The sequence below is a fragment of the Micromonospora sp. WMMA1363 genome (genome assembly GCF_030345795.1).
In the GTDB taxonomy this organism is placed as follows: domain Bacteria; phylum Actinomycetota; class Actinomycetes; order Mycobacteriales; family Micromonosporaceae; genus Micromonospora.
Window position 1 is genome coordinate 476,331 of sequence record NZ_JAUALB010000001.1, and the last position, 24,665, is coordinate 500,995.

At 72.3% G+C, this 24,665-nt stretch carries 19 protein-coding genes and 1 pseudogene; 17 read left to right on the forward strand and 3 right to left on the reverse strand.

All coding sequences use genetic code 11. The features are described from left to right. The first annotated feature begins 111 nt into the window (after positions 1-111). The 8 genes and pseudogenes from ruvC to QTQ03_RS02325 all read left to right on the forward strand — a co-directional run bounded on the left by ruvC (position 112) and on the right by QTQ03_RS02325 (position 9,502). A complete protein-coding gene (gene ruvC, locus QTQ03_RS02290) occupies positions 112-639 on the forward strand; it encodes a crossover junction endodeoxyribonuclease RuvC (protein ID WP_289276491.1) in 528 nt (175 codons plus the stop codon). Then, a pseudogene (gene ruvA, locus QTQ03_RS02295) lies at positions 636-1,237 on the forward strand (Holliday junction branch migration protein RuvA). Before ruvC ends, ruvA begins: the two are co-directional and overlap by 4 nt. After that, positions 1,234-2,298, forward strand: coding sequence for a Holliday junction branch migration DNA helicase RuvB (gene ruvB / locus QTQ03_RS02300; RefSeq protein ID WP_289276492.1), 1,065 nt, complete (start codon positions 1,234-1,236; stop codon positions 2,296-2,298). Before ruvA ends, ruvB begins: the two are co-directional and overlap by 4 nt. Before the next feature lie 136 nt (positions 2,299-2,434). After that, the gene (gene yajC / locus QTQ03_RS02305; protein WP_289276493.1) at positions 2,435-2,779 is read left to right on the forward strand and encodes a preprotein translocase subunit YajC; all 345 of its coding nucleotides are present in this window, start codon (positions 2,435-2,437) and stop codon (positions 2,777-2,779) included. A gap of 230 nt (positions 2,780-3,009) precedes the next feature. After that, positions 3,010-4,971: a protein translocase subunit SecD gene (gene secD, locus QTQ03_RS02310; RefSeq protein WP_289276494.1), complete on the forward strand. Its 1,962-nt coding sequence runs from the start codon at positions 3,010-3,012 to the stop codon at positions 4,969-4,971. A 1-nt stretch (position 4,972) separates the two neighbouring features. Beyond that, a complete protein-coding gene (secF, locus tag QTQ03_RS02315) occupies positions 4,973-6,154 on the forward strand; it encodes a protein translocase subunit SecF (protein WP_289276495.1) in 1,182 nt (393 codons plus the stop codon). A gap of 85 nt (positions 6,155-6,239) precedes the next feature. After that, a complete protein-coding gene (locus tag QTQ03_RS02320) occupies positions 6,240-6,806 on the forward strand; it encodes an adenine phosphoribosyltransferase (RefSeq protein ID WP_289276496.1) in 567 nt (188 codons plus the stop codon). Between the two features lie 239 nt (positions 6,807-7,045). Beyond that, positions 7,046-9,502 carry a RelA/SpoT family protein gene (locus QTQ03_RS02325; RefSeq protein ID WP_289280638.1) on the forward strand — a complete coding sequence of 819 codons (2,457 nt, stop codon included), beginning with the start codon at positions 7,046-7,048 and terminating at the stop codon, positions 9,500-9,502. Positions 9,503-9,652: 150 nt separating this feature from the next. Here the strand turns inward: QTQ03_RS02325 and QTQ03_RS02330 are convergent, their stop codons facing one another. Next, complete coding sequence (locus QTQ03_RS02330) at positions 9,653-10,432, reverse strand: peptidylprolyl isomerase (RefSeq protein WP_289280639.1); 780 nt, start codon at positions 10,430-10,432, stop codon at positions 9,653-9,655. A 100-nt stretch (positions 10,433-10,532) separates the two neighbouring features. Continuing rightward, positions 10,533-11,423 (reverse strand): peptidylprolyl isomerase, encoded by an 891-nt coding sequence (locus QTQ03_RS02335; RefSeq protein WP_289276497.1) that lies wholly within the window; start codon positions 11,421-11,423, stop codon positions 10,533-10,535. Positions 11,424-11,693: 270 nt separating this feature from the next. Between QTQ03_RS02335 and QTQ03_RS02340 the strand changes: the two genes are divergently transcribed. The 8 genes from QTQ03_RS02340 to QTQ03_RS02375 all read left to right on the forward strand — a co-directional run bounded on the left by QTQ03_RS02340 (position 11,694) and on the right by QTQ03_RS02375 (position 20,656). Next, the gene (locus QTQ03_RS02340) at positions 11,694-12,413 is read left to right on the forward strand and encodes an MBL fold metallo-hydrolase (RefSeq protein ID WP_289276498.1); all 720 of its coding nucleotides are present in this window, start codon (positions 11,694-11,696) and stop codon (positions 12,411-12,413) included. Positions 12,414-12,465: 52 nt separating this feature from the next. Next, positions 12,466-13,794: a histidine--tRNA ligase gene (gene hisS, locus QTQ03_RS02345; RefSeq protein ID WP_289276499.1), complete on the forward strand. Its 1,329-nt coding sequence runs from the start codon at positions 12,466-12,468 to the stop codon at positions 13,792-13,794. 90 nt (positions 13,795-13,884) lie between these two features. Then, complete coding sequence (locus QTQ03_RS02350) at positions 13,885-14,820, forward strand: acyl-ACP desaturase (protein WP_289276500.1); 936 nt, start codon at positions 13,885-13,887, stop codon at positions 14,818-14,820. A 290-nt stretch (positions 14,821-15,110) separates the two neighbouring features. After that, a complete protein-coding gene (locus QTQ03_RS02355; RefSeq protein ID WP_289276501.1) occupies positions 15,111-15,587 on the forward strand; it encodes a winged helix-turn-helix transcriptional regulator in 477 nt (158 codons plus the stop codon). A gap of 180 nt (positions 15,588-15,767) precedes the next feature. Then, the gene (aspS, locus tag QTQ03_RS02360; RefSeq protein WP_289276502.1) at positions 15,768-17,591 is read left to right on the forward strand and encodes an aspartate--tRNA ligase; all 1,824 of its coding nucleotides are present in this window, start codon (positions 15,768-15,770) and stop codon (positions 17,589-17,591) included. 210 nt (positions 17,592-17,801) lie between these two features. Next, complete coding sequence (locus QTQ03_RS02365) at positions 17,802-18,605, forward strand: SDR family oxidoreductase (protein ID WP_289276503.1); 804 nt, start codon at positions 17,802-17,804, stop codon at positions 18,603-18,605. Positions 18,606-18,755: 150 nt separating this feature from the next. After that, positions 18,756-19,280, forward strand: a complete 525-nt coding sequence (locus QTQ03_RS02370) for a winged helix-turn-helix domain-containing protein (RefSeq protein WP_289280640.1) — start codon at positions 18,756-18,758, stop codon at positions 19,278-19,280. A 2-nt stretch (positions 19,281-19,282) separates the two neighbouring features. Next, entirely contained in the window at positions 19,283-20,656 is a 1,374-nt protein-coding gene (locus QTQ03_RS02375; RefSeq protein ID WP_289276504.1) for an MFS transporter, read from the forward strand. Here QTQ03_RS02375 and QTQ03_RS02380 read toward each other — a convergent pair. Next, positions 20,621-20,944 carry a hypothetical protein gene (locus QTQ03_RS02380; RefSeq protein ID WP_289276505.1) on the reverse strand — a complete coding sequence of 108 codons (324 nt, stop codon included), beginning with the start codon at positions 20,942-20,944 and terminating at the stop codon, positions 20,621-20,623. The genes QTQ03_RS02375 and QTQ03_RS02380 overlap by 36 nt on opposite strands. 326 nt (positions 20,945-21,270) lie before the next feature. Here QTQ03_RS02380 and QTQ03_RS02385 point away from each other — a divergent pair, with 326 nt between their 5' ends. After that, positions 21,271-22,767 (forward strand): replication-associated recombination protein A, encoded by a 1,497-nt coding sequence (locus QTQ03_RS02385; protein WP_289276506.1) that lies wholly within the window; start codon positions 21,271-21,273, stop codon positions 22,765-22,767. The last annotated feature ends 1,898 nt before the right edge of the window (positions 22,768-24,665 follow it).

Below are 24,665 nucleotides of genomic sequence, written 5' to 3' on the forward strand. Positions count from 1 at the left end.
GGGGACGCGGTGGGCGGGCGCTGGCGGGTGGCGTGTCCCGCGCGGCGGTACGGTCGCGGCCCCGATAGGGTGTCGAACGCATGTACTGCCGGTGGTCGGGGAGGAGGCGGCGTGCGGGTGCTCGGCGTCGACCCGGGGCTGACCCGGTGCGGGGTCGGTGTGGTCGAGGGCGTGCCGGGACGCCCCTGCGCCCTGGTCGCCTACTACGTCGTCAACACCGATCCCGGGGACGAACTGCCGGCGCGCCTGCTGCACCTGGACCGGACGCTCACCGACCTGCTGGCCGAGCACCGGCCGGACGGTCTCGCCGTGGAGCGGGTCTTCAGCCAGCACAACGTCCGGACGGTGATGGGTACCGCGCAGGCGAGCGGGATCGCGATGCTCGCCGGTGCCCGCGCCGGGCTGCCGGTGCAGACGTACACGCCGAGTGAGGTGAAGGCGGCGGTGACCGGTTCCGGCCAGGCGGACAAGGCTCAGATGACCGCCATGGTGACCCGGTTGCTGCGGCTACCCGAGCCGCCCCGACCGGCCGACGCCGCCGACGCGCTGGCGCTGGCTATCTGTCACGTCTGGCGCGGCGGCACCCGCTCGAAGCTGGCCGCCGCGGCCGACCGTGTACGACGAGGAGGAAGCCGATGATCGCCAGCGTCCGGGGCGTGGTGACCGCGACCGGTCCCGATCACGCCGTGATCGAGGTGGGCGGGGTGGGCCTGGCGGTGCAGTGCGCTCCCGGCACGCTCGCCGAGCTGCGGGTGGGGCAGTCGGCCCGGCTCGCCACCAGCCTGGTCGTCCGGGAGGATTCGCTGACCCTGTACGGGTTCGCCGACGATGACGCCAAACAGCTGTTCGAGCTGCTCCAGACGGCCAGCGGGGTCGGTCCCCGGCTGGCGCAGGCGGTGCTGGCCGTGCACAGTCCGGACGCGGTCCGCAAGGCCATCGCCAACGCCGACACCGCCGCGCTGACCCGGTGCCGGGAATCGGCAAGAAGGGCGCCGAGCGCCTGGTGCTGGAGCTGCGGGATCGGATCGGGCCGGTGCCGGTCGGGTCCGACGGCGCGGTCGGCGTCACCACCGGCGCATGGCCGGATCAGGTGCGTCAGGCGCTGGTCGGGCTCGGTTGGACGGCCGGGCAGGCCGACCAGGCGGTCGCCGCGGTGGCGGAGACGCTGGACGGGGACGTCCCGCCGGTCCCGGTCCTGCTCAAGCAGGCCATCCGACTGCTGGGCCGCACCCGATGACCGACGACAACCTGGTCTCGGCGTACGTCAGCGACGCGGAACGGGACGCGGAGTCCAGCGTCCGGCCGAAGCGGCTGGCGGAGTTCATCGCCCAGCACCGGGTCCGCGACCAGCTGGACCTGCTGCTCCAGGGCGCGATGCGCCGGGGCGACCCGCCTGACCACATCCTGCTGTCCGGGCCGCCTGGCTTGGGTAAGACCACCCTGGCCAACATCGTCGCCGCCGAGCTGGGCACCGGCATCCGGGTGACCAGCGGGCCGGCGATCGAGCGCTCCGGGGACCTGGCCGCCATCCTGACCAGCCTCGCCGAGGGTGACGTGCTCTTCATCGACGAGATCCACCGGATCGCCCGGCCGGCGGAGGAGCTGCTCTACAGCGCGATGGAGGACTTCCGCGTCGACGTCGTGGTCGGCAAGGGGCCCGGCGCGACCGCGATCCCGCTGGACGTGGAGCCGTTCACGCTGGTCGGCGCCACCACCCGGTCCGGTCTGCTCACCGGTCCGATGCGGGACCGGTTCGGCTTCGTCGCGCACCTGGACTTCTACGCTCCGGCCGAACTGGAGGCGCTGCTGCACCGCTCGGCGCGGATCCTCGGCGTGCCGATCACCGCCGACGGTGCCGCCGAGATCGCCGGCCGGTCGCGGGGGACCCCCCGCATCGCGAACCGGCTGCTGCGGCGGGTGCGGGACTTCGCCGAGGTCCGGGTGGACGGCGTGGTCACCCGGGAGACCGCGCGGGCGGCACTCACCGTGTACGACGTGGACGCCCTCGGGCTTGACCGGCTGGACCGCGCGGTGCTCACCGCGCTGGTCGACTCGTTCCGGGGCGGCCCGGTGGGCCTGTCGACGCTCGCCGTGGCGGTGGGGGAGCAGCCGGACACGGTGGAGGAGGTCTGCGAACCGTTCCTGGTCCGCGCCGGCCTGCTCGCCCGTACGCCCCGGGGTCGGGTCGCGACCGAGGCCGCCTGGCATCATCTGGGGCGTATGCCACCGAATGGTATATTCGGATCAGATACCCCTTCCGTGCCTGATCTGTTCTCCGGGGAGCCCGATCAGCCGTGATGCGAACGTGATCTGTGCCGCATTCGGTGTTCCCAGGTGCAGGGACTAGACTCGCCGCGGTCTGTACAGGACGTGAGAATCCGCCTCCACTCCGGCGCCCGTGTCGGGTCGGGGGCCAATGGGAAGGTCAACCACCGTGCTTTACGCACAATCGGCCGGCGGAGCCGGCGGCTTCACGCCCATCCTCATGATCGCCCTGTTGTTCGGCGTCATGTACTTCATGATGATCCGTCCGCAGCAGAAACGGCGTCGCGAGGCGGAGGCGATGCAGTCCGCGCTGGCCGCGGGCGACGAGGTCGTCACCATCGGCGGTCTCTACGGCACCGTTACCGAGGTCGACGACGACGCCGTCCTGCTGGAGGTCGCCCCCGGCGTGCGGTCCCGCTTCGCCCGCCCCGCGATCGCGCGGGTCGTCACCAAGGCGGAGCACCCCGTCGCGCCGGCCGCCGACGACGCGGACGCGGACGTCGTCAAGGAGTGAGACCGTCGCCCGTCCCGGTCGACGGCCGGGACGGCGCCTGCGACGTGACAAGTGGATAGTCGGGTCGACGCGGGGCGTCGGCACGTCGTGTTCCCGCCGTCGGCGCTCGCACCGGCGTGGGACCCGCGTGCCGGTCGTCGCGTCGATCCGGTCAGATCGTCGGCCGGGAAGCCCGGTCGTCACCCGCCGCCGGCAGCGTCGGCGCGACCGTACAGGGAGACAGGACAGCCGTGGCACCACCTCAGGGACAGATGCGCCCCGGACGGCAACTGGCCGTGCTCGGGTTCATCTTCGTGGTCCTCTACCTTCTGGTGTTCTTCGGAGGCGGCGCCAGCGGCAGCTGGAAGGACCGGCTCGAGCCCAAACTCGGTCTCGACCTCGTCGGCGGCACCCGGCTGACGCTGGAGGCGACCAACACGGTCGACGGCCAGGCCCCGACCGCGGAAAACCTTGAGGAGGCCCGGCAGATCATCGAGAGCCGGGTCAACGCGTTCGGTGTCGCAGAGGCCGAGGTGGTCACCGAGGGTGACCGGAACATCGTGATCTCCCTGCCGGGTGAGAACCGGGATCTGACCGAGGTCGGCAGCGCGGCCGAGCTGCGCTTCCGCAAGGTGCTCAAGGTGGCCGACGGTAGCGGCGCTGCAGCGGCCCCGGCCCCCAGCCCGACCGACTCCGGCAGCGCGTCGCCCACTCCCTCGGGTAGCGCGTCGCCCACTCCCTCGGGTAGCGCCTCCCCCGCACCGTCGTCCAGCGTGCAGGTGACCTCGTCGCCGAGCGCGGGTGGCCAGGGTGGCGGTGCTCCGGCGCCGAGCGCGAGCGCCACCCCGTCGGCGTCCCCGAGCGCCGTGGCGGTTTCGCCGAGCGCCGCGGCGGTTTCGCCGAGCGCCGCGGCGCCGTCGCCGAGCGGCAGTGCCCAGCCGGCCCCGGCGACCGTCGAGGAACAGCGCAAGGCGGTCGAGCAGAAGGTCGGCGCCGCGGCCTGGGCGGCCGCGAACGGGCTTCAGGCCCCGGTGGACCTGGCCACCGACCCGTCGCTGGCCGAGACACTCAAGCCGTTCGCGTCGCTGACCGCGCGCGAGATCGCGGTGCTGCCGGCGCAGATCCAGTTCAACGTCCCGCAGATCACCTGCGGCCAGCTCGACGCCCGCCCGCCGGCGTCCATCTCCGCGGCTGACCAGCAGGTCGTCGCCTGCGAGTACGGCAGCGTCAAGTATCTGCTCGACGAGGCCAAGGTGCTGGGCACCGACGTCAGCGACGCCGACGCGGTGCTCGACCAGACCAGCCAGTGGGTGGTCAGCCTGGACTTCACCGGCACGGGCCAGGAGAAATGGACCAACCTGACCCGCGAGGCGTTCAACAACGAGGGGCAGGCGTGCGAGGCCGGCGCGCTCGGTGACTCCGGCAAGTGCCGGGTCGCCGTCGTGCTGGACAACGAGGTGGTCTCCTCGCCGGAGATCCAGGGCGTGCTGACCGGCAACTCGCAGATCACCGGCAACTTCACGCAGCGGGACGCCAGCGAACTCGCCGGAACGCTGCGCTACGGCGCGCTGCCGGTGACCTTCGAGCCGCAGGCGCAGCAGAACGTCACCGCCACCCTGGGTGCCAGCCACCTGCGGGCCGGTCTGCTCGCGGCCGGCATCGGCATGCTGCTGGTCATCATCTACTCGTTCTTCTACTACCGCCTGCTCGGCTCGGTCATCTTCCTGAGCCTGGTGCTGTCGGCGCTGCTGGTGTTCGGGGCGCTGGTGGTGCTCGGCCGGCAGATCGGGTTCACCCTCACCCTCGCCGGGATCGCGGGCATGATCGTTTCGCTCGGTGTGGCGGCGGACTCGTTCGTCATCTACTTCGAACGGCTCAAGGACGAGATCCGGGAGGGGCGCACCCCGCGCAGCGCGGTACCGCGGGCGTGGATCCGGGCCCGCCGGACCATCATCTCGGCCAACGCCATCACGCTGATGTCCGCCGTGGTGCTCTACATCGTCTCGGTCGGCGCGGTGAAGGGCTTCGCCTTCGCGTTGGGCCTCGCCACGGTGCTGGACCTGGTGGTGGTCTTCCTCTTCCGACACCCGATCATGACGATGTTCGCCCGGACCCGGGCGTTCCTGTCCCCGCGGGTCAGTGGTCTCGGCCGGGCGCTCCCAGCCCGGAACCAGCCGGCCGCGCCCCGCAACCAGCGCGCCAAGGAGGCCTGAGATGGCTGGTAGTGGTCTCGCGAGCCGCCTCTACCGTGGTGAGGCCGGTCTCAACATCGTCGGCCGCCGCAAGGTGTGGTTCACCGTCGCCGCGGTGCTGATCCTGATCTCGGTGCTGAGCTTCGCGCTGCGCGGTTTCAGCCTCGGGATCGAGTTCGCCGGCGGCAACTCGATCCAGGTCCCGGCCAGCGTCGGCACCCTGGAGCAGGCCGAGGAGAGGGTCGGTGTGGCCCTCGCCGCCGAGGGTGACGGCGCCGTGGTGGTGACCGCGCAGAAGGTCGGCGGCACCGGTGGCGACTTCTACGAGATGCGCACGACGCAGCTCAGCGCGGAGCAGGCCAACGCGGTCAAGGCGGAAGTGGCTCGGGAGTTCGGTATCCCGGTCACCGACATCAGCGGCGAACAGGTCAGCCGGGCGTGGGGCAGCCAGGTCACCGAGCGCGCCCTGCTCGGTCTGGTGATCTTCCTCGCGGTGGTGATGGTCTACCTGATCCTGCGCTTCGAGTGGCGGATGGCGGTCGGCGCCGTCGCCTCCCTGCTGATGAACCTGATCCTCACCGCCGGCATCTACTCGTTGGTCGGCTTCGAGGTCACCCCGTCGACCGTGATCGGCTTCCTCACCATTCTGGGCTTCGCGCTCTACGACGTGGTGGTGGTCTTCGACAAGGTCCACGAGAACACCCGCGGCATCACCGCGAACAACAACCAGACGTACGGCGAGGCGGCCAACCTGGCGATCAACCAGAGCCTGATGCGGTCGCTGAACACGTCGATCGTGGCCCTGCTGCCGGTCGGCGGCCTGCTGTTCATCGGGGCCGGCCTGTTCGGCGCGGGCACCCTGAAGGACCTGGGTCTGGTGTTGTTCGTCGGTATGGCGGTGGCGTTCTTCTCCTCGATCACCCTGGCTACCCCGCTGCTCGTGCTGCTCAAGAACCAGGAGCCGCGGATCCAGGCACACAACAAGCGAGTCCTGGCCCGCCGGGCCGCGATCGAGCGCGGCGAGGCGACGCCGAAGGGCGCCCAGCGGCCCGCGGAGAGCACCAGCGAGCCGATCGAACCGGACGCCGCGCTGGCCGGCGCGGCGCCGAAGGTCGGTGCCCGGCCGGCCGGCAAACGGCCGTCCGGAGGGCGGGGCGGTCGCCCCTCCGGTGGCGGCAACCGTCCGGGTGGCAAACGACGCTGACCCGGCGTAAAGCGGACCGACGGCGTCCTTCATGCTGTGCGAGCAGCAGGGAGGACGCCGTCGTCGTGAAGGGAACGGAATCGCCGTGACGGAGACCCACAGCACCGGGGTACGAGGGGACAGCGGCCGGGCGGCCGCAGAGTTGGTGGCCGGCCGGGTGCTGGACGTGCCTGACTTTCCGAAGCCCGGCGTCATGTTCAAGGACCTGACGCCGCTGTTCGCCGACGGCGACGTGTTCCGCGAGGTGATCGACGGGATCGTGCGCCACCACGGGCGGGAGTCGTTCGACGCCGTGGTCGGCATCGAGGCGCGCGGGTTCGTCATCGCGGCGGCCATCGCGTACGCGTCGGGAATCGGTGTGGTTCCGGTGCGTAAGGCGGGCAAGCTGCCTCGCCCGGCGTACTCGGCCTCCTACGCGCTGGAGTACGGCGAGGCCACCCTCGAGCTGCACCAGGACGCCTTCACCGCCGGTCACCGGGTGCTGGTGGTGGACGATGTGCTCGCCACCGGTGGCACCGCCGAGGCCACCCTCGACCTCGTCGAGCGGGCCGGTGGTACCGTGGCGGGTTTCACGGTGCTGCTGGAGCTGGGTTTCCTCGGCGGCCGGGAGCGGCTTGCTCCGCGTCCGGTCCATGCCCTGTTGACCGTTTGAGCGGCGGAGGCCCGGGCGGATCCGGCACGGTCCGTCCGGCGGAGCGGCGAGGCACCGTGCGTGCGGGTAGCATTGCCCATTGCTGACCGGATGGGTGACTGTCCGGCAGCGGGGCGCCGGTCGGTGGGCGGCGCGGAACAACTCCGGCCCTGCGGCCGGTTGAATACGACGTCGGCCGCACGGTCGACGATCCCCGGCGAGCGGTGAGGAGGCCGGTGTCCCACGATGTCGCCCCTCCGGTGGAGGGCACGGTGCACCCGACAGGCGACGGCTCGGCGACCGACCGGAACGGTGACGCCCGGGTGACGGGTCCCGGCAACGCGGCCGGCGGGGCGGAGATGATCAGCGCGGGCGCGGGCTCCGGGAGCGAAGGGATCGTTGTCGTCCCACTCCGGGGCGGGTCGGCTGACCCCTCGTCGGTCAGTGGGTTCGCGCTCTCCAGCGCGCCCACCGGGCGGCGGGTCCGGGCCCGGTTGGCCCGGTTCAACGCGCCCTGGCAGTCGTCGCAGGTCAGCGAGGTGCTGGAGCCGCTGATCGCTACCCACCGGGAAAATCACCCGAAGGCGGACGCCCGGCTGCTTCAGCGTGCCTTCGACACGGCGGCCCGGTGGCACTCCGGCCAGTACCGCAAGTCTGGTGACCCGTACATCACCCATCCCCTCGCGGTGGCCACCATTCTGGCCAACCTGGGGATGGACACCACCACCATCGTCGCGGCGCTGCTGCACGACACGATCGAGGACACCGAGTACACCCTCGACCAGATGCGTGCCGACTTCGGCGGCGAGGTCGCGTTGCTGGTCGACGGCGTGACCAAGCTCGACAGGGTCAAGCTGGGGGACGCGGCGAAGGCCGAGACCATCCGCAAGATGGTCGTCGCCATGGCCAAGGATCCGCGGGTCCTGGTGATCAAGCTCGCGGACCGGCTGCACAACATGCGGACCCTGACCTTCCTGCCCCGCCCCAAGCAGGAGCAGAAGGCCAAGGAGACCCTGGAGATCCTCGCTCCGCTGGCGCATCGACTCGGTATGAACACGATCAAGTGGGAGCTGGAGGACCTGGCCTTCGGCACCCTGTTCCCGAAGCGGTATGAGGAGATCAACCGCCTGATCGGTGAGCACCAGCCGCAGCGCGAGGCGCTGCTGCGGCAGGTCACCAAGAAGGTGGGCACGGACCTCAAGTCCGCCAAGATCAAGGCGGAGGTCACCGGCCGGCCGAAGCACCTCTACTCGATCTACCAGAAGATGATCGTGCGGGGACGCGACTTCAACGACATCTATGACCTGGTCGGCGTGCGGATCCTGGTCGACACGGTGCGGGACTGCTACGCGGCGCTGGGCGTGATCCACGCCAACTGGCAACCGGTGCCGGGCCGGTTCAAGGACTACATCGCCATGCCCAAGTTCAACATGTACCAGTCGTTGCACACGACGGTCATCGGGCCCACCGGCAAGCCGGTGGAGATGCAGATCCGCACGTACGCGATGCACCGCACCGCCGAGTTCGGCATCGCCGCGCACTGGAAGTACAAGGAGCACAAGGGCACCCAGATCGTCGGTCCGCCGGCGCACATCGACGAGATGACCTGGCTGCGGCAGCTGCTGGACTGGCAGCGGGAGGCGGCCGACCCGAGCGAGTTCCTGGACGCGTTGCGCTTCGACCTGTCCAGCCAGGAGGTGTACGTCTTCACCCCGAAGGGTGACGTCATCCCGCTGCCGACCGGCTCGACGCCGGTGGACTTCGCGTACGCGGTGCACACCGAGGTCGGGCACAAGTGCATCGGCGCGCGGGTCAACGGCAAGCTGGTGCCGTTGGAATCGACGCTGTCCAACGGCGACGTGATCGAGATCTTCACGTCGAAGTCCGATACGGCCGGCCCGACGCAGGACTGGCTGGGCTTCGTCAAGAGCCCCCGGGCGCGTACGAAGATCCGCCATTACTTCAACAAGGAACGGCGCGAGGAGGCGATCGAGGCCGGCAAGGACGCGATCGTCAAGGCAATGCGCAAGCAGGGCATGCCGTTGCAGCGGATGCTCACCTCGGACGCGTTGATGGCGATCGCCCGGGACCTGCATTTGGCCGACGTCGCGTCGCTCTACGCGGCGGTAGGCGACAGTCAGGTCTCCGCTCAGTCGGTGGTGCAGAAGCTGATGGCCTCCTACGGCGGCGAGGAGGGCGCGGCGGAGGACATCGCCGAGACCGCCGTCGCCACCCGCCCGCCGCGTAGCCGCGCCAGCAGCCACGATCCGGGTGTGGTGGTGCGTGGGGTCAGCGATGTCTGGATCAAGCTGGCGCGCTGTTGCACGCCGGTCCCACCGGACTCGGTGTTCGGCTTCGTCACCCGCTCCGGCGGGGTGAGCGTGCACCGGGACGACTGCGCCAACGCCGAGGACCTGAGGGCGCAGGGGGAGCGGGTCGTGGAGGTGAACTGGAAGCTCACCAGCGCTTCCACGTTCCTGGTCGCCATCCAGGTTGAGGCGCTCGACCGGCACAAGTTGCTGACCGACGTGACGCGAGTGCTCTCCGAGGAGCGGGTCAACATCCTCTCCGCGACCGTCACCACCACCCGGGACCGGGTGGCGGTGAGCCGGTTCAGCTTCGAGATGGCCGACCCGAAGCACCTGGGTCACCTGCTGGCCGCGGTCCGCAAGGTCGACGGCGTCTTCGACGCCTACCGGGTGACCTCCGGCACCTGACGCCGTCGTCCCGCCCCGCCGATCTTGCATTCTTGACCCCGGAATACGGGGAGTGCCCGGTCTCGGGGCGGCAGGTGCAGGTTCGCGGGGTGGGTGGCGCCCCCGGCTGTGGTGGCCGGGGGCGCCCACGTCACGGCGCTGGGGGCGGCCTCAGCCTTGGGGGGCGCTCATGGCGAGGTCGGTGATGGTGACCTCCTTCTTCGGGTGGCCACCGCCGGCCTGCTCGGCGAAGGCCTTGTCGTCGCCGGCCGCCGCGACCTGCTTGACGATGTCCATGCCGCTGGTGATGGTGCCCAGAACGGTGTAGTTCGGGTCCAGCGGCGAGTCGCCGTAGACGATGAAGAACTGGCTGCCCGTGCTGCCCGGCTGACCGGAGTTGGCCATCGCGATCACGCCCTCCGGGTACGGGGGCCGCTTGTCGGTGGGCAGGTTCTCCTCGGCGAGTCGGTAGCTCGGCCCGCCGGTGCCGTCGGTGTCCCGCCAACCCTTGCCGGTTGCGCTCGGATCGCCGCACTGGAGCACCTTGATGCCCTCGGTGACCAGGCGATGGCACTTCGTGTTGTCGAAGAAGTTCTTCTCGGCGAGGTGGGTGAAGCTCGCCGCGGTGCACGGCGTCGCGGACCGGTCGACCTTCGCGGTGATCTGCCCCAGGTTGGTGTCGATCGTGAGCGTCTGGGCGCCGGTGTTCGGTTGCTGGTTATCCGGCAGGCCGACGTCCTTGATCTGCGGGGTCCGCTGGTCGGGCTCGATCGGCGTGAACGCGCACTGGGCTGCGCCCGACGACGCGGCCGCGTCGGTGGACGAGTCGTCGTCGCCGAGGGCGGACACCAGCCAGACGGTGCCGGCGACCACCAGCAGCAGGGCCGCGCCCGTCCCGACGATCGCCTGGGTCTGCCGACGTCGGCGGGCTCGGGCCGACCGCTCGGCCATCTCCTTTTCGAGGCGGGCGCGGGCTGCCGCGCGCTGCCGCTCTCTGGTGGACGTCACGCCTGGATCCTCCTGCGCTGTGTCGGGTTGGTGGTCTGCCACGTCAGCCGGCGCTGGGGCTGGGCGCCGGGGTGGCCGACGACTCCGTGGGAGTCGGCGTCGTCGCCGGGCTCGGTGCCGGCTCGGTGACCGTCAGGCTCTGGATGACCACGTCGTCGTCCTTGGGCTTGACCTTCGCCCCACTGCCATTGTCCACGGTCGGCCGGCCCCCGATCTTCTCGACCGTCTCCAGCCCGGAGGTGACCCGGCCGACGATCGAGTACTTCGGGTCGGCCGTGCTGAAGTCCTTGAAGAAGATCAGGAACTGGCTCCCGTTCGCCCCCGGCGTGTGGACCATCGCGACCGTGCCGCTGGGGTACGTCGCCGGCTGGTCCGGCGCCGGGCTCGCCGACGGGGACGGCGCGGCAGCGGGGACGTTCTCGTCGTGGAACGAGTAGGCCGGGCCGCCCAGCCCGCTGCCGCTCGGGTCGCCGCAGCGGACCGCGCCCTCAGTTGTTATCTCGTGACACTTGGTGTTGTCGTAGAAGGAGCGGCCGGCCAGGTGCGTGATGCTCGCCACCGAGCAGGGCGCGGCCGCGACATCGAGTTCGGCGGTGACCGGGGCGCCCTGGTTGGTGACCACGGTCATCGTCCGCGTGCCCTCGGTCGGCAGCCCCGTGGTGGCGGGGGTGCCGACGTCGGTGAGGTTGGTGTTCGCGGTGGCGTCCTGAGGTGTCCAGAGGCAGACCTCGTCGGCGGCGGTGTTCTCGGTCGGGGCGCGGTCGAAGGCGCCCAGCCCCCAGGCCGAGCCGAGCACGATCAGCACAAGGACGACGACGGCGCCGACACCGGCCTGGATCTGTCGACGACGGCGGACCCGGGCGGCCCGCCGGGCCATCTGCCGGTCGAGCTTCGCCCGCGCGAGTTTGCGCTGCCGGTCCCTGCTGGAAGCCACCCGTGCTCCCCTTCCTCTACCCTGGTTCCGAGACGGACGGGCGAGGCGCCCGCCGGGTGGGCAGGTGCGCCACGCCACACGCCCGCCAGAGTGTACGGCCAGCGGCTGGGAATGTGGTGTACGAGGTCCGGCTGCGACGATCGGGAAACGTCGCTGTTCGTTGGCGGAGTGCCGATCCCGACCGGCCGGTGCCACCGCACGCCGAACCGGGTCGCGCCGGCGACTAGGCTCGCAGGCGGAACCCGACAGCTCGACGGAAGGGGAGCGGACGTGCTCGTGGCCGGCTTTCCCGCGAACGTTTTCGGCACCAACTGCTACGTGGTCGCGACCGCGCCCGGGGAGCAGTGTGTGGTGGTCGATCCTGGCGTCGGCGTGCTCGGCCAGCTCGACGGGCTGCTGGCCGAGCACCGGCTGCACCCGGCCGCGGTGCTCCTCACCCACGGCCATCTCGATCACACGTTCTCGGTCGCGCCGGTCTGCGGCGCGCGCGGCATCGCGGCTTATGTGCACCCGGGGGACCGGGACCTGCTCGCCGACCCGGCGAAGGCGTTGTCGGCCGACCTCACCGCGCTTTTCGGGGGGCGTCTGCCGTACAGCGAGCCGGACGACGTCGCTGAGCTGACCGACGGCGTCACGTTGGCGCTCGCCGGGCTGGAGATCACCGTCGACCATGCACCCGGCCACACCGGGGGGTCGGTGCTCTTCCGGTTGCCCGGCGCCGGCTCGCCGTGGGAGGCGGACGAGATCTGCCTCTCCGGCGACGTGCTCTTCGCCGGCTCGATCGGCCGCACTGATCTGCCGGGTGGCAGTCTGCCGACGATGCTCACCAGCCTGCGGAGCAAGATCCTTCCGCTCGCCGACGACACCGTTGTGCTGCCCGGTCACGGCCCTGCGACGACCATCGGCCGGGAGCGTGCGACCAACCCCTACCTCGTCGAGGTGGCCGGGAACGACGGCGCGCGCCCGGCGGCCCCCGCCCGCGGCCTGTAGCCGCGATCGACTCTTCCCCGCGCGGACCGTGCGGGTTCGTGAACGGAGCACCATGAGCAAGCCCATGCCGATCTCCGGTTTCCCGGAGTGGACGCCCGCGCAGCGGATGATCGAGCAGTACGTCCTGGACCGGATCCGCGGCACCTTCGAGCTGTACGGATTCGCGCCGCTGGAGACCCGCGCGGTCGAGCCCCTCGACCAACTACTCCGTAAGGGAGAGACCTCCAAGGAGGTCTACCTGATCCGGCGGTTGCAGGCCGACGCCGACGGACCGGCCGGCGACGACGCCCTCGGCCTGCACTTCGACCTGACCGTGCCGTTCGCCCGGTACGTGCTGGAGAACGCCGGCAAGCTTCAGTTCCCGTTCCGCCGCTACCAGATCCAGAAGGTGTGGCGGGGCGAGCGACCGCAGGAGGGCCGCTACCGGGAATTCCTCCAGGCCGACATCGACATCGTCGACCGGGACACGCTCGCTCCGCAGCACGAGGCGGAGATGCCGCTGGTGGTCGGCGACGCGTTGCGCTCGTTGCCGATCCCGCCGGTACGCATCCAGGTCAACAACCGCAAGATCTGTGAGGGCTTCTACCGAGGCGTTGGGCTCACCGACCCGGAGGCGGCGCTGCGGGCCGTCGACAAGCTGGACAAGATCGGCCCCGCGAAGGTCGCCGAGCTGCTGGTCGAGAGCGCCGGGGCGAGCGAGGCGCAGGCCAAGGCCGTCCTGGCGCTGGCGGAGATCTCCGCCCCGGACGTGTCGTTCGCCGATTCGGTGCGCGCGCTCGGGGTGAGTCACCCGCTGCTCGACGAGGGTGTCGAGGAACTGGTCCGGGTGGTGGCGACGGCCGCCGAACACGCCCCCGGCCTCTGCGTGGCCGACCTGCGGATCGCCCGCGGCCTGGACTACTACACCGGCACCGTCTACGAGACGCAGCTGATCGGGTACGAACGGTTCGGCTCGATCTGCTCCGGCGGCCGGTACGACAACCTGGCCAGCGCCGGCACGGTGTCGTACCCGGGGGTGGGCATCTCGATCGGCGTGACCCGGCTGCTCGGCCTGCTCTTCGGCGCGGGCGCGTTGACCGTCTCGCGGGACGTTCCCACCTGCGTGCTGGTGGCGGTCGTCAACGAGGAGCAGCGCGGCGCCAGCAACCGGGTCGCCGAGGCGCTGCGGGCGCGTGGGGTGCCGACCGAGGTGTCGCCGAGCGCGGCGAAGTTCGGCAGGCAGATCCGGTATGCCGAGCGGCGCGGCATCCCGTACGTGTGGTTCCCGGGTGCCGAGGGCGCCTCGGACGAGGTGAAGGACATCCGCTCCGGCGAGCAGGTGTCGGCGGAGGTGGGTGTGTGGACCCCCCCGGCGGTGGATCTGAAGCCGCTCGTGAGCTGAACCGACCTGGTTGTCGTGGCGGATACCCCTGGCGCGTACGGACGATCGCACCTACGGTGGCGTAAGTTACGCCACCGTAGGGAGACCGTAGTGACCGTCCTCAGCCAGACCGCCCTGTTGCACGAGCTCGAAGTCGTCGTCGAGAAGAACCTCGACCGGCACCTGTCGATGGCGAAGGAGTGGTTCCCGCACGAGTACGTGCCGTGGAGCGAGGGGCGGACCTTCGACGGGCCGCTGGGCGGCCAGCCCTGGACCGAGGGTGACTCGACCCTGCCCGACGTGGCCCGGACCGCGCTGATCGTCAACCTGCTCACCGAGGACAACCTGCCCTCGTACCACCACCAGATCTCCACCCTCTTCGGCCGGGACGGTGCGTGGGGGACCTGGGTGCACCGGTGGACCGCCGAGGAGGGGCGGCACGGCACGGCGATCCGGGACTACCTGACGGTGACCCGCGCGGTCGACCCGGTGGCCCTGGAACGGGCCCGGATGGTGCACATGTCGGCCGGCTACCGCAACGCACACGACGAGCAGATGCTGCACTCGCTGGCGTACGTGTCCTTCCAGGAACTCGCCACCCGCATCTCGCACCGCAACACCGGCCGGGCGGCCGAGGACCCGCGGTGCGAGGCGCTGCTCGCGCGGATCGCCGCCGACGAGAACCTGCACATGGTGTTCTACCGCAACCTGCTCGGCGCGGCCTTCGAGCTGGCCCCGAGCCAGACGATGCGGGCGGTGGCCGACGTGCTCGCCGGCTTCCAGATGCCGGGCAACGGCATCGAGGGTTTCGCCCGCAAGTCGGTGGCGATCGCCCTCGCCGGCATCTACGACCTGCGCCAGCACCGCGACGAGGTGGTGCTGCCGGTGCTGCGGCAGTGGGACGTCTTCCGCGTTGCGGGTTTGGATTCCGACGGTGAGGCCGCCCGCGAGCAGATCGCCACCCACCTCGACGAGCTGGAGCGTGCCGCCGCCCGCTTCGAGGAGAAGCGCGACGCCCGCCGCGCCCGTCGGTCCACCGGGAGTTGACCGCCACGGCCGCGGAAGAGTCGCCGCGGCCCCGGGAGAGCGACCCGACCGCCTCACCCCGCCCCGGGTCAACCCCCCGGTCCGTCGCCGGCGCGCCGTGAGACCCCGAATGCGGTCACCGCCGGCTCTCGAAGCGGTGACCGCATTCGGGGCGGCCTACGCCCGGAGCTGGGCGGCGTTGCTGCCCGGATCGGACCAGGAGAACCCACGGCCGCGGTCCTGCATCTGTGTCATGGACCCAGCCTCGCAGGCGTTTGCTGAGTCTGTCAATCAGACCTAGCCTGGCGGGCATGAGACCCGCGGCACTGGACTGGTCGGTCGAGAACTGCACGATCGCTCGCGCGATGGACGTCCTCGGCGAGAAGTGGACCCTGCTGGTGTTGCGCGAGGTGTTCAACGGCGTCCGCCGCTTCGACGACATGCGGGTCCGCACCGGCATCCCTCGTCAGGTGCTCACCAACCGGCTGAGCACCCTCGTCGCGCAGGGTGTGCTGTGCCGGGAGCCGTACCGGGAGCCTGGCAGCCGCCTGCGCCACGAGTACCGGCTGACCCCGAAGGGCCTTGACCTGTGGCCGGTGCTGGTCGCCGTCCTGGCCTGGGGCGACCGATACCTCGCCGACCCGGAGGGCTCGCCACTGCGGGTGGCACACCGAGACTGTGGCGGCGAGGTCGGCGTCGTGCTGCGCTGCGAACACGGGCACGAGGTCGACGAACCCCGCGACAGTGTGCCCCGTCCCGGTCCCGGCGCCCGCCGCCGGTGCGCCTGAGCCCACGGTCGCCTCTCGGTTGCCCGGCCGGACGGGACGCCGCGCGTGGACGCCGAAGCTCCGCGCGTCCGGCACCCGTACGTCGAGAAGGAGCCCTTCCCCGCACCCGTGGAACGCCGGTGCGGTAGCCCTGACAGAATGCCGGGCAGAGACATTCCGCAGACGAGGGAGACGCACGTCGTGATCCGTACCCATGACGCCGGCAGCCTGCGCCCGACGGACGCCGGCACCACGGTGACGCTCGCCGGGTGGGTGGCCCGCCGGCGAGACCACGGCGGCGTCATCTTCGTCGACCTGCGCGACGGCTCCGGTGTGGTTCAGGTCGTCTTTCGCGAGGAGGACGCGCACGGGCTGCGCAACGAGTTCTGCGTGAAGGTCACCGGCGAGGTGACCCGCCGCCCCGAGGGCAACGAGAACCCGGACCTGGCGACCGGCGAGATCGAGGTGACCGGGACCGAACTGGAGGTGCTGTCCGAGGCGGCGCCGCTGCCGCTGCCGGTGGACGACCAGATCGAGGCCGGCGACGACGTCCGGCTGCGCTACCGCTATCTGGACCTGCGCCGCGGCGGCCCGGCGGCGGCGATTCGGTTGCGCTCCCGCGCCAACCAGATCGCCCGCACCCTGCTGCACGAGCGGGACTTCCTGGAGATCGAGACCCCGACCCTGACCCGGTCGACGCCCGAGGGTGCCCGCGACTTCCTGGTGCCGGTCCGTCTCCAGCCCGGCACCTGGTATGCGCTGCCACAGTCGCCGCAGCTGTTCAAGCAACTGCTCATGGTCGGTGGCATGGAGCGGTACTACCAGATCGCCCGCTGCTACCGGGACGAGGACTTCCGTGCCGACCGCCAGCCGGAATTCACTCAGCTCGACATCGAGATGTCCTTCGTCACCGAGGACGACGTGATCGACCTCGGCGAGGCGCTCGTGTCCGCGCTGTGGAAGGAGCTGGCCGGACACGAGATCGCCCGACCGATCCCGCGGATCACGTGGCACGACGCGATGGCCCGGTACGGCTCGGACAAGCCGGATCTGCGGTACGGCGTCGAGCTGACCGAGTTGACCGACTACCTGTGCGGCACCACGTTCCGGGTGTTCGCCAGCGCGATCGACGCGGGCGGATACGTTGGGGCGGTGGTGATGCCGGGCGGCGCGGCGCAGAGCCGCAAGGAACTGGACGGCTGGCAGGACTGGGCCAAGGCTCGGGGCGCGAAGGGCCTTGCCTACGTGGTGCTCGACGCGGAGACCGGTGAGGCGCGCGGTCCGGTGGCCAAGAACCTCTCCGCCGACCACCTGGCCGGGCTGGCCGACGCGGTCGGCGCCAAGCCCGGCGACGCGATCTTCTTTGCCGCCAGCGCCGCCACCCGAGAGGCGCAGGAGCTGCTGGGTGCGGCTCGGATCGAGATCGCCAAGCGCGCCGGCATGGTCGACGAGAGTGCCTGGGCGTTCTGCTGGGTCGTCGACGCGCCGATGTTCGAGCCGGTCTCCGACCAGGAAACCGCCGGAGCGGGTGGCTGGACCGCCGTACACCACCCGTTCACCTCGCCGAACTCGGAGTGGGTGGACCGGTTCGAGGAGGCCCCGGACCGGGCCCTCGCGTACGCGTACGACATCGTCTGTAACGGCAACGAGATCGGTGGTGGTTCGATCCGTATCCACCGTGGCGACGTGCAGCAGCGGGTCTTCGACCTGCTCGGCATCACGCCCGAGGAGGCGCAGGACAAATTCGGCTTCCTGCTGGAGGCGTTCACGTACGGTCCGCCGCCGCACGGCGGCATCGCTTTCGGTTGGGATCGGGTCTGCATGCTGCTCGCCGGCGCGGACTCGATCCGCGAGGTGATCGCTTTCCCGAAGACGCGCGGCGGGTTCGACCCACTGACCGGCGCGCCGACCCCGATCACGGTCCAGCAGCGCGCTGAGGCCGGGATCGACGCCAAGCCCAAGCCGCCGGCCACTGTCCACACCGGCACCGCGGGTCCGGCGGCCCCCGTCGCCGACCCCACCTGATTCGGAAGCTGCCTGGCCTACCCCTTTGAGGTCCGGCTTACCCGCCTTTTGGCGCTGCTGCGGGCTGCCGGGTTGGCAACCGTGTTCGGGCGCCCCGTTCCCGCAGCCAGCCCCGCGCAGATCATGAGGTTGACGGGTCTCGACACGGCGTGTCGGCTCCGCTAGCTTCATGATCAACCAAGTCGGCTCGGTGCGAGGAGGGGTGGCGGGGTGACCGTGCTCGTCGTGGGGGGCAGCGGGTTTCTCGGCCGCGAGGTGTGCCGGCAGGCGGCGGCCGGACGGCGGGTGGTCGGGACCTGCCACGCCGGGTTCGTCGGAGTGCCGGGCGTCGACGCGCGCCGGCTGGACGTCACCGACCGCTCCGCCGTGCGCGCGCTCCTCGCCGAGGTGCGCCCCGACGCCGTGGTCGCCACCGCCTACCGGTACGCCGACTGGGCGGTCACCGCCGACGGCGCCGCCCACGTCGCGTACGCCGCCGCCGAGGTGGGGGCGCGGCTGGTGCACCTGTCCAGCGATGCTCTGCACGCCGGGCGTCCGTCGCCGTACCCCGACGACGAGCCGCCCACACCGGTCTTCGCGTACGGGGCGGCGAAGGCGGCGGCCGAGACCGCCGTGCGGGCGATCGATCCGGGCGCGGTGCTGGTGCGGACCTCGCTGATCGTGGGGGAGGGGAGCAAGCAGGTCCAGCTCTGCCGCGACGCTCTCGCCGGCCGGGTCGCCCTGTTCACCGACCAGGTCCGCTGCCCGGTCGACGTGGTCGATCTGGCCGCCGCCGTCCTGGAACTGGTGGACTCCCAGGTGTCCGGGCCGCTGAACGTGGCCGGCCCGGAGGCGGTCAGTCGCGCCGAGCTGGGCCTGCTGGTCGCCGCGAGGCTCGGCCTCGATCCCGCGGGCCTGCAAACCACCAGCGCAGGGTCTGGGCTGCTCCGTCCCACCGAGGTACGCCTCGATTCGACCCGGGCGGCCGGCCTGCTCGCCACCCGCCTGCGCGGGATCACCGAACTTCTGTCCTGACCGCGTCCGCAGCGCCGGGTGCCACGACAGGAAAGATGTGCACAACTATTGTGCATAACTACCGTGCACAATTATCGTGCATGTGTGGCAGAGACACCGGCGAAGCGAACGGCCGTCCGGACGGTCCAGTTGGGCGGTCGCCAGGTGCGGATGCTGGCTCATCCGCTGCGGCTAAGACTGCTCGGGCTGCTGCGGATGGACGGCCCGGCGACCGCGACGCGGCTGGCCGCGAAGCTGCACACCAACACCGGCGCCACCAGCTACCACCTCCGGCAACTCGCTGACGTAGGGCTCGTCGTCGAGGAACCCGACCTCGGCACGGGTCGTCAGCGGTGGTGGCGGGCCGCCCACGACGTCAGCCGCTTCGGCGCCACCGACTTCGACGACGACCCGGACGCCCGGGCCGCGGTGGCGTGGATCGAGGCCAACTGGGTCCGGTGGATGGCGGAGCAGACCGAGCGGTGGCTGAAGGCCGCACCGGACCTGCCCCGGCCGTGGCGGGAAGCCGCCTCCATCGGCGACATGGTGCTGCGCCTCGATCCCGCTCGCCTGCGATCCCTCAACGAGGAACTCCGGCAGGTCGTCCTGCGGTACCGCGACGAATCGACAGCGGACGGGGCGGACGAGCGCGACGTGTTCGTCTTCCTGTCCGCCTTCCCCCGCGTGGAGGAGTGACGATGCCCCTCACCGCCCGTCAGGTCCGGCGGCGTTACCTCGTGCTGCACGGTCTGCGCTGGTTGCCGGTCGGGCTGGTCATCCCGGTGACCATCCTGCTCATGCAGGAGCGTGGCCTGTCGCTGACCCAGATCGGCCTGGCCGCCGCCGCGCAGGGCCTGCTCGTCCTCATCCTCGAACTACCGACCGCCGGCCTCGCCGACGCGATCGGTCGGCGGCCGCTGCTGATCGTCGCCGCGTTGGTCAACCTCGCCGCCACCGGCCTGCTCGTGGTGGCCGACACCTTCGCGCTGCTGGTGGCCGTCTGGGCGGTACAGGGCGTCTACCGGGCCCTGGACAGCGGTCCCCTGGAGGCATGGTACGTCGACAGCACCCTCGCCGCCGACCCGGACGCCGGGTACGAGAAGGGGCTGGCCCAGGGTGGTACGGTGCTCGGCCTCAGCATCGCCGCCGGTGCGCTGCTCAGCGGCGGCCTGGTCGCGCTCGGCCCGGTCGGGCCGGTCACCGCCCTCACCACGCCGGTCCTGGTGGCCGTGGTGTTCCAGCTGGTGTCGCTGCTGGCGTTGCTGACCCTGCTGGTCGAGACCCGTCCGGCCGCCGGTGCCGGGGCGCTGCGATCCTCGGTCGCGGCGGCGCCGAGCATGCTCGGTCAGGCGTTCCGCCTGCTGCGCCGGTCCCGGGTACTGGCCGCCCTGGTGGCAGTCGAGATCTTCTGGGGCTTCGGCATGGTCACCTTCGAGAACCTGCTGCCGGTACGCCTCGCCGAGGTCGTCGGCGACGCCGATCGCGCCGCGGCGCTGCTCGGGCCGGGCAGTACGGTGGCCTGGCTGGTCTCGGCCGGCGGCGCCGCGCTCACCCCACTGCTGACCCGCCGGCTCGGTGCGGCGCCCGTCGCCATGCTGCTGCACGTCGTACAGGGCGTCGCGGTGGTCGGCATGGGCCTGCTGGCCGGCCCGGTCGGCGTGCTGCTCGCCTACTTCGCCTGCTACGCCATGCACGGTGGTGCCAATTCCGTCTACAAAGGGCTCGTGCACCGCCAGGTCGACGGGCCGCACCGGACCAGCGTGATCTCGCTGACGTCGATGGTGGGGATGCCGTCCGCCGCCCTCGGCGGGGTGCTGCTCGGCATGGTCGCCGACCGCGCGGGCGTGCCCACCGCGATGCTGTTCGGCGCGGTGGTGCTGGCTGCCGCCGCGCTGTTCTACCTGCCCGTCTGGCGGGCGGCCGGCGGCTGGCGCCCGCCGACCAACGCCACGTCGGCCGATCCCGCCCGCCCCGACCGCGGGCCGGAATCAGGTGGCGCCGAGTTGGCTGACGCGGAGGCTGCGGCACCTCGTCGATCAGCGAGCCCAGTGCGGGGTGGTCGGCGTCGGTGAGGCGGACCACCGGCTGCTCCGGCTGCCCGGGCGGGGGCGTGGTGGTCCCCAGGAGGTACCACTCCCGCGCCGCACCACGACGAGGTGGCGGCCGAGGAGCCCCGGGCCGAGCCGGGGCAGGTGCAGCCACCGACCCGGGGCGAGCGTGCCCTCCGCGACGAGACCGGCCAAGACGTCGACCGCCGGCCGGGCGCGCCGGTCGCCCTGCCGGTCGTGCCCTGCGGTGTGGAAAGCAGCCAGCCCACCGTGCCGTCGCGCCGCCAGCCGCGGGGCATCCCGTCGTGCCACAGGGCAGGTCGGACGTACGCGCGTGGCCGGCCACCGAGAGCGGGGCCTGCCGTCCGACCAAGGCATTGTCCACGGTGATCCCCGCCCAGCCACCGTTCAACTGTGGAACACCCTCGGTGTCTCCTCGGGCTCCTCCTGCTCGCCCTGCACCTCGCCGGAGTGGGCCGCGGGTCGGGCAGCGGCCGGGGCCGCTGGTACTAGGGCCGACGCGTCCCGGCCGGGGCTGACCGCGACCGATCACTCCCGGTCCGGCCGGCGCTTCGTTCCGGGCTCGGCCCGTGGCGCTGGTTCTGGCGTCACCGGCCGAGCCCGGTACTGTTCCCGTGATGGAGACCGACGCCCTCTTCACGCTCGCAGGCCCCGCCGCGCCCGTGGGTCCCGTCGGCGTGGACGGCTTCATTCCGGCCGGGGCGGATTCGCCGCTGGCCGTCCGGATGCGGCCGACCAGCCTCGACGAGCTGGTCGGTCAGGAACACCTCCTTGCGCCCGGTGCCCCGCTGCGCCAGCTCGTCTCCGGCGCCGCCCCGATGTCGATCGTTCTCTGGGGGCCACCGGGTAGCGGCAAGACGACCATCGCCCACCTCGTGGCCCGCGCCACCGATCGCCGCTTCGTCGCCATGTCGGCGCTGAACGCCGGGGTCAAGGACGTCCGTGCCGTCATCGAGACCGCCCGCCGGCAGCGCCGTGCCGGAGGTGCGCAGACGGTGCTCTTCATCGACGAGGTACACCGGTTCAGCAAGACCCAGCAGGACGCGCTTCTCGCCGCGGTCGAGGACCGGACCGTCACGCTGCTGGCCGCCACGACGGAGAACCCGTACTTCTCGGTCATCTCTCCACTGCTGTCCCGGTGCGTACTGCTCACCCTTCAGCCGCTCGACGACGCGGCGGTGCGCGAACTGCTCCGCCGTGCGGTCGCCGACGAGCGTGGTCTGCGCGACGCGCTCACCCTCGAGCCCGAGGCCGAGGAGCACCTCGTCCGGCTCGCCGCCGGAGACGTTCGCAAGGCGCTGACCGCCTTGGAGGCCGCTGCCGCCTCGGCGTCCGCCGTCGGTGCCGGCCGCATCGCGCTGACCACCGCCGAGCAGGCGGTGGACACCGCCGCGGTCCGCTACGACCGCGACGGCGACGCGCACTACGACGTGATCAGCGCGTTCATCAAGAGCATGCGCGGCTCCGACGTGGATGCGGCGCTGCACTGGCTGGCCCGGATGCTGGTCGCCGGGGAGGACGCCCGGTTCGTCGCCCGCCGCCTGGTCATTTTCGCGAGCGAGGACGTCGGCATGGCTGACCCGGGAGCGCTCGGCGTGGCCACCGCCGCCGCCCACGCGGTGGAGTACGTCGGTCTGCCCGAGGCCCAACTCAATCTCGCCCAGGCCGTGATCCACCTGGCGACCGCGCCCAAGTCCAACTCGGCGACCAGCGCCCTCGGCGCCGCCCTCGCGGACGTCCGGTCCGGACGCGGCGGGCCGGTGCCGCGTGGGCTGCGCGACGCGCACTACGCCGGCTCGAAGGGCCTCGGTCACGGAGCCGGCTACCGTTACCCGCACGACGACCAGCGGGGCGTGGTCACCCAGCAGTACGTACCCGAGGACCTCGTCGGCACCAACTACTACCGGCCGAGCCAGCACGGTGCCGAGCGGACCGTGGCCGACCGGTTGCCACTGCTGCGCCGGATTGTCCGGGGGCTGCCCGCCCCAGCCGCCCACTCGCCGGAGGCGGCGCCCGTCGGTGGTGCGACCGGCAGCGGCGGTCGACCCAGGCGGGCAGACGACGGCGGGGCGCACGAGGGCGGTAGGAACGCGGCCGAGGAGGGGCACCAGTGAAGTCGCGTGGGGCGGAGCGACCCGAGGGCGGCGCCGAAGGGCGGCGCCCCAAGGGCCGTCGCTGGGGGCGGGGCAAGGCCGAGGCCGAGCCGGAGGAGCCGATCAGCGGCGAGGAGCTGGGCTGGATCGACGACCTTCGTACGGCCAAAGCGCAGCGTACGGACCTGGGCCCGGGAGACGGGCCGGTCCACCCCCCGAAGCCGCCGGAACACGCCGGACCCGATGGGCCGCCGCGCGCTTCGGCGGCCACCCCGCCGGTGCGTCGCGGCGAGGCGGAGCCACCGCGGCCCGCCCCGGGCCCGTGGCCCGAAGGCCCGGAGCCGTCCGGTCCGGTGCGTCGGGGTGACACCCCGCCCGCCGGGCCGCATCCCCGTCCGCCCGTCCGTCCGGACCAGCCGGGGCGCCGTACATCCGGACGGCCGCCGGGGGGGCCTGAGGGGCCGGAGCGCGCGCGACCGGTCTCCGGGCCAGCCGCACCGGCACCTCGGCCGCAACCCGCGCCGCCGGCCGGCTCACCGGGACCACCGTCGGTGACCGCCCCGCGCCCTGGTGCGTCGAGTGGGCCGCTCACGGGGCCGCGAGTTCAGCCCGGGCCGCCGCCTGCCCGTGGCGCGGCCGCTCTGGACGCGGGGCCGTCCGCTCCGGTGAGTGCCCCGCCCAGCGCCCAGGCAGGGCCGGCCGCCCAGACCGTTCCCGCGCCAGCCGCCGCGCCGCCCGGCCGGCGCCCGGCGGCCCGCGCGGCCGTGACCGACCCCAACCGGTCCGGCGACCTGACTGGTTCCGGAACCCGGGCGCCCCGACCCGGTCCGGCCGTGCCGCCCGTCGGTGACACGGACTCCCGGCCCGGCCCGACGCGCCGTGGAGTCGGAGCCCCCGGTATGCCACCGGACGTCGGGCAGCACCCCGGGCACGTGCCCGGGGTGCTGCCCGACGCGACCGGTCGCGGTCGGGCGCCGAGCCGCCCGCCAGCGGCCGGTCCTACCCGTCACCCGGCCGGTGACGCCGACGAACCGGTCGTACCGCGTAGCGGCAACGCCCCGCCGGTGCCGGTCCTGACGCCGCCCGCCGGCTGGCGGGCAAGCGGCGAAGCACCGGCCAGGTCGGTCCCCGGCCCGGCGCGGCAGGTGCCGGGCGAGAGCGGTGAGCGGCGGCCCGCCGGAGACCCGGCCGGCCTGGCCCACCCCACCGCCGGGCGCCGGACCCGACGGGAGGACGGCCAGCCAACCGGTGGTCGGCGTGCCGCTCCGGAGGACGTTGATGGTGCGGTGCGTGGTCGGCGTGCCGCTCCGGAGGATGGCACGCCCCGTGTCCCGGGGCCGGCCGATGTGCCCGCCTCCCCACGTCGTGCTGGTGACGGAGACGACGGCCGGCTGGCCGCCGGTGGCCAGCGGGCCCGGCCGGAGCGCCCGGCCGACTGGCTGCGGCAGGCCGGCCGCACCCCACACAACACCGATCCCGAACTGCGGACCCTCGACCGTCCGGCGACTCCGCCCGGCTCGCCGGTGGCGCCGCGGCCTGGCCCGCCGGCCGGACGCCGCGCTGCGAACCCCGATGCCGGGCGTGCGATCACCGACGGGCCCCGCCCCGGGTTCGACCCGCCCCGCGATGGTGTGGACACCCGTCGGGCGCGGGTGGGCCGTGCCCGCCCGGCTGACGGCGCCCCCGCCGGGCCGGCTGCCGCCCGCGGGGCGGCGCGGCCCGCTGGACCGGTCACCCCGGACCGGCCACGTCCACCGGACGGCCCAGCCGGCGCCACGGGCCCCGACCGGCAGCCGGCCGCTGCCCGGGGTGGCCCGGGCGATTCCCGTACCGCCGACGGAGATGCCCGACCGGCCAGGCCGCCGCACGCGCCCGCACGTCCGGACGCCGGCCCGGTCCGGGGCGCTGCCTCCCCGCCT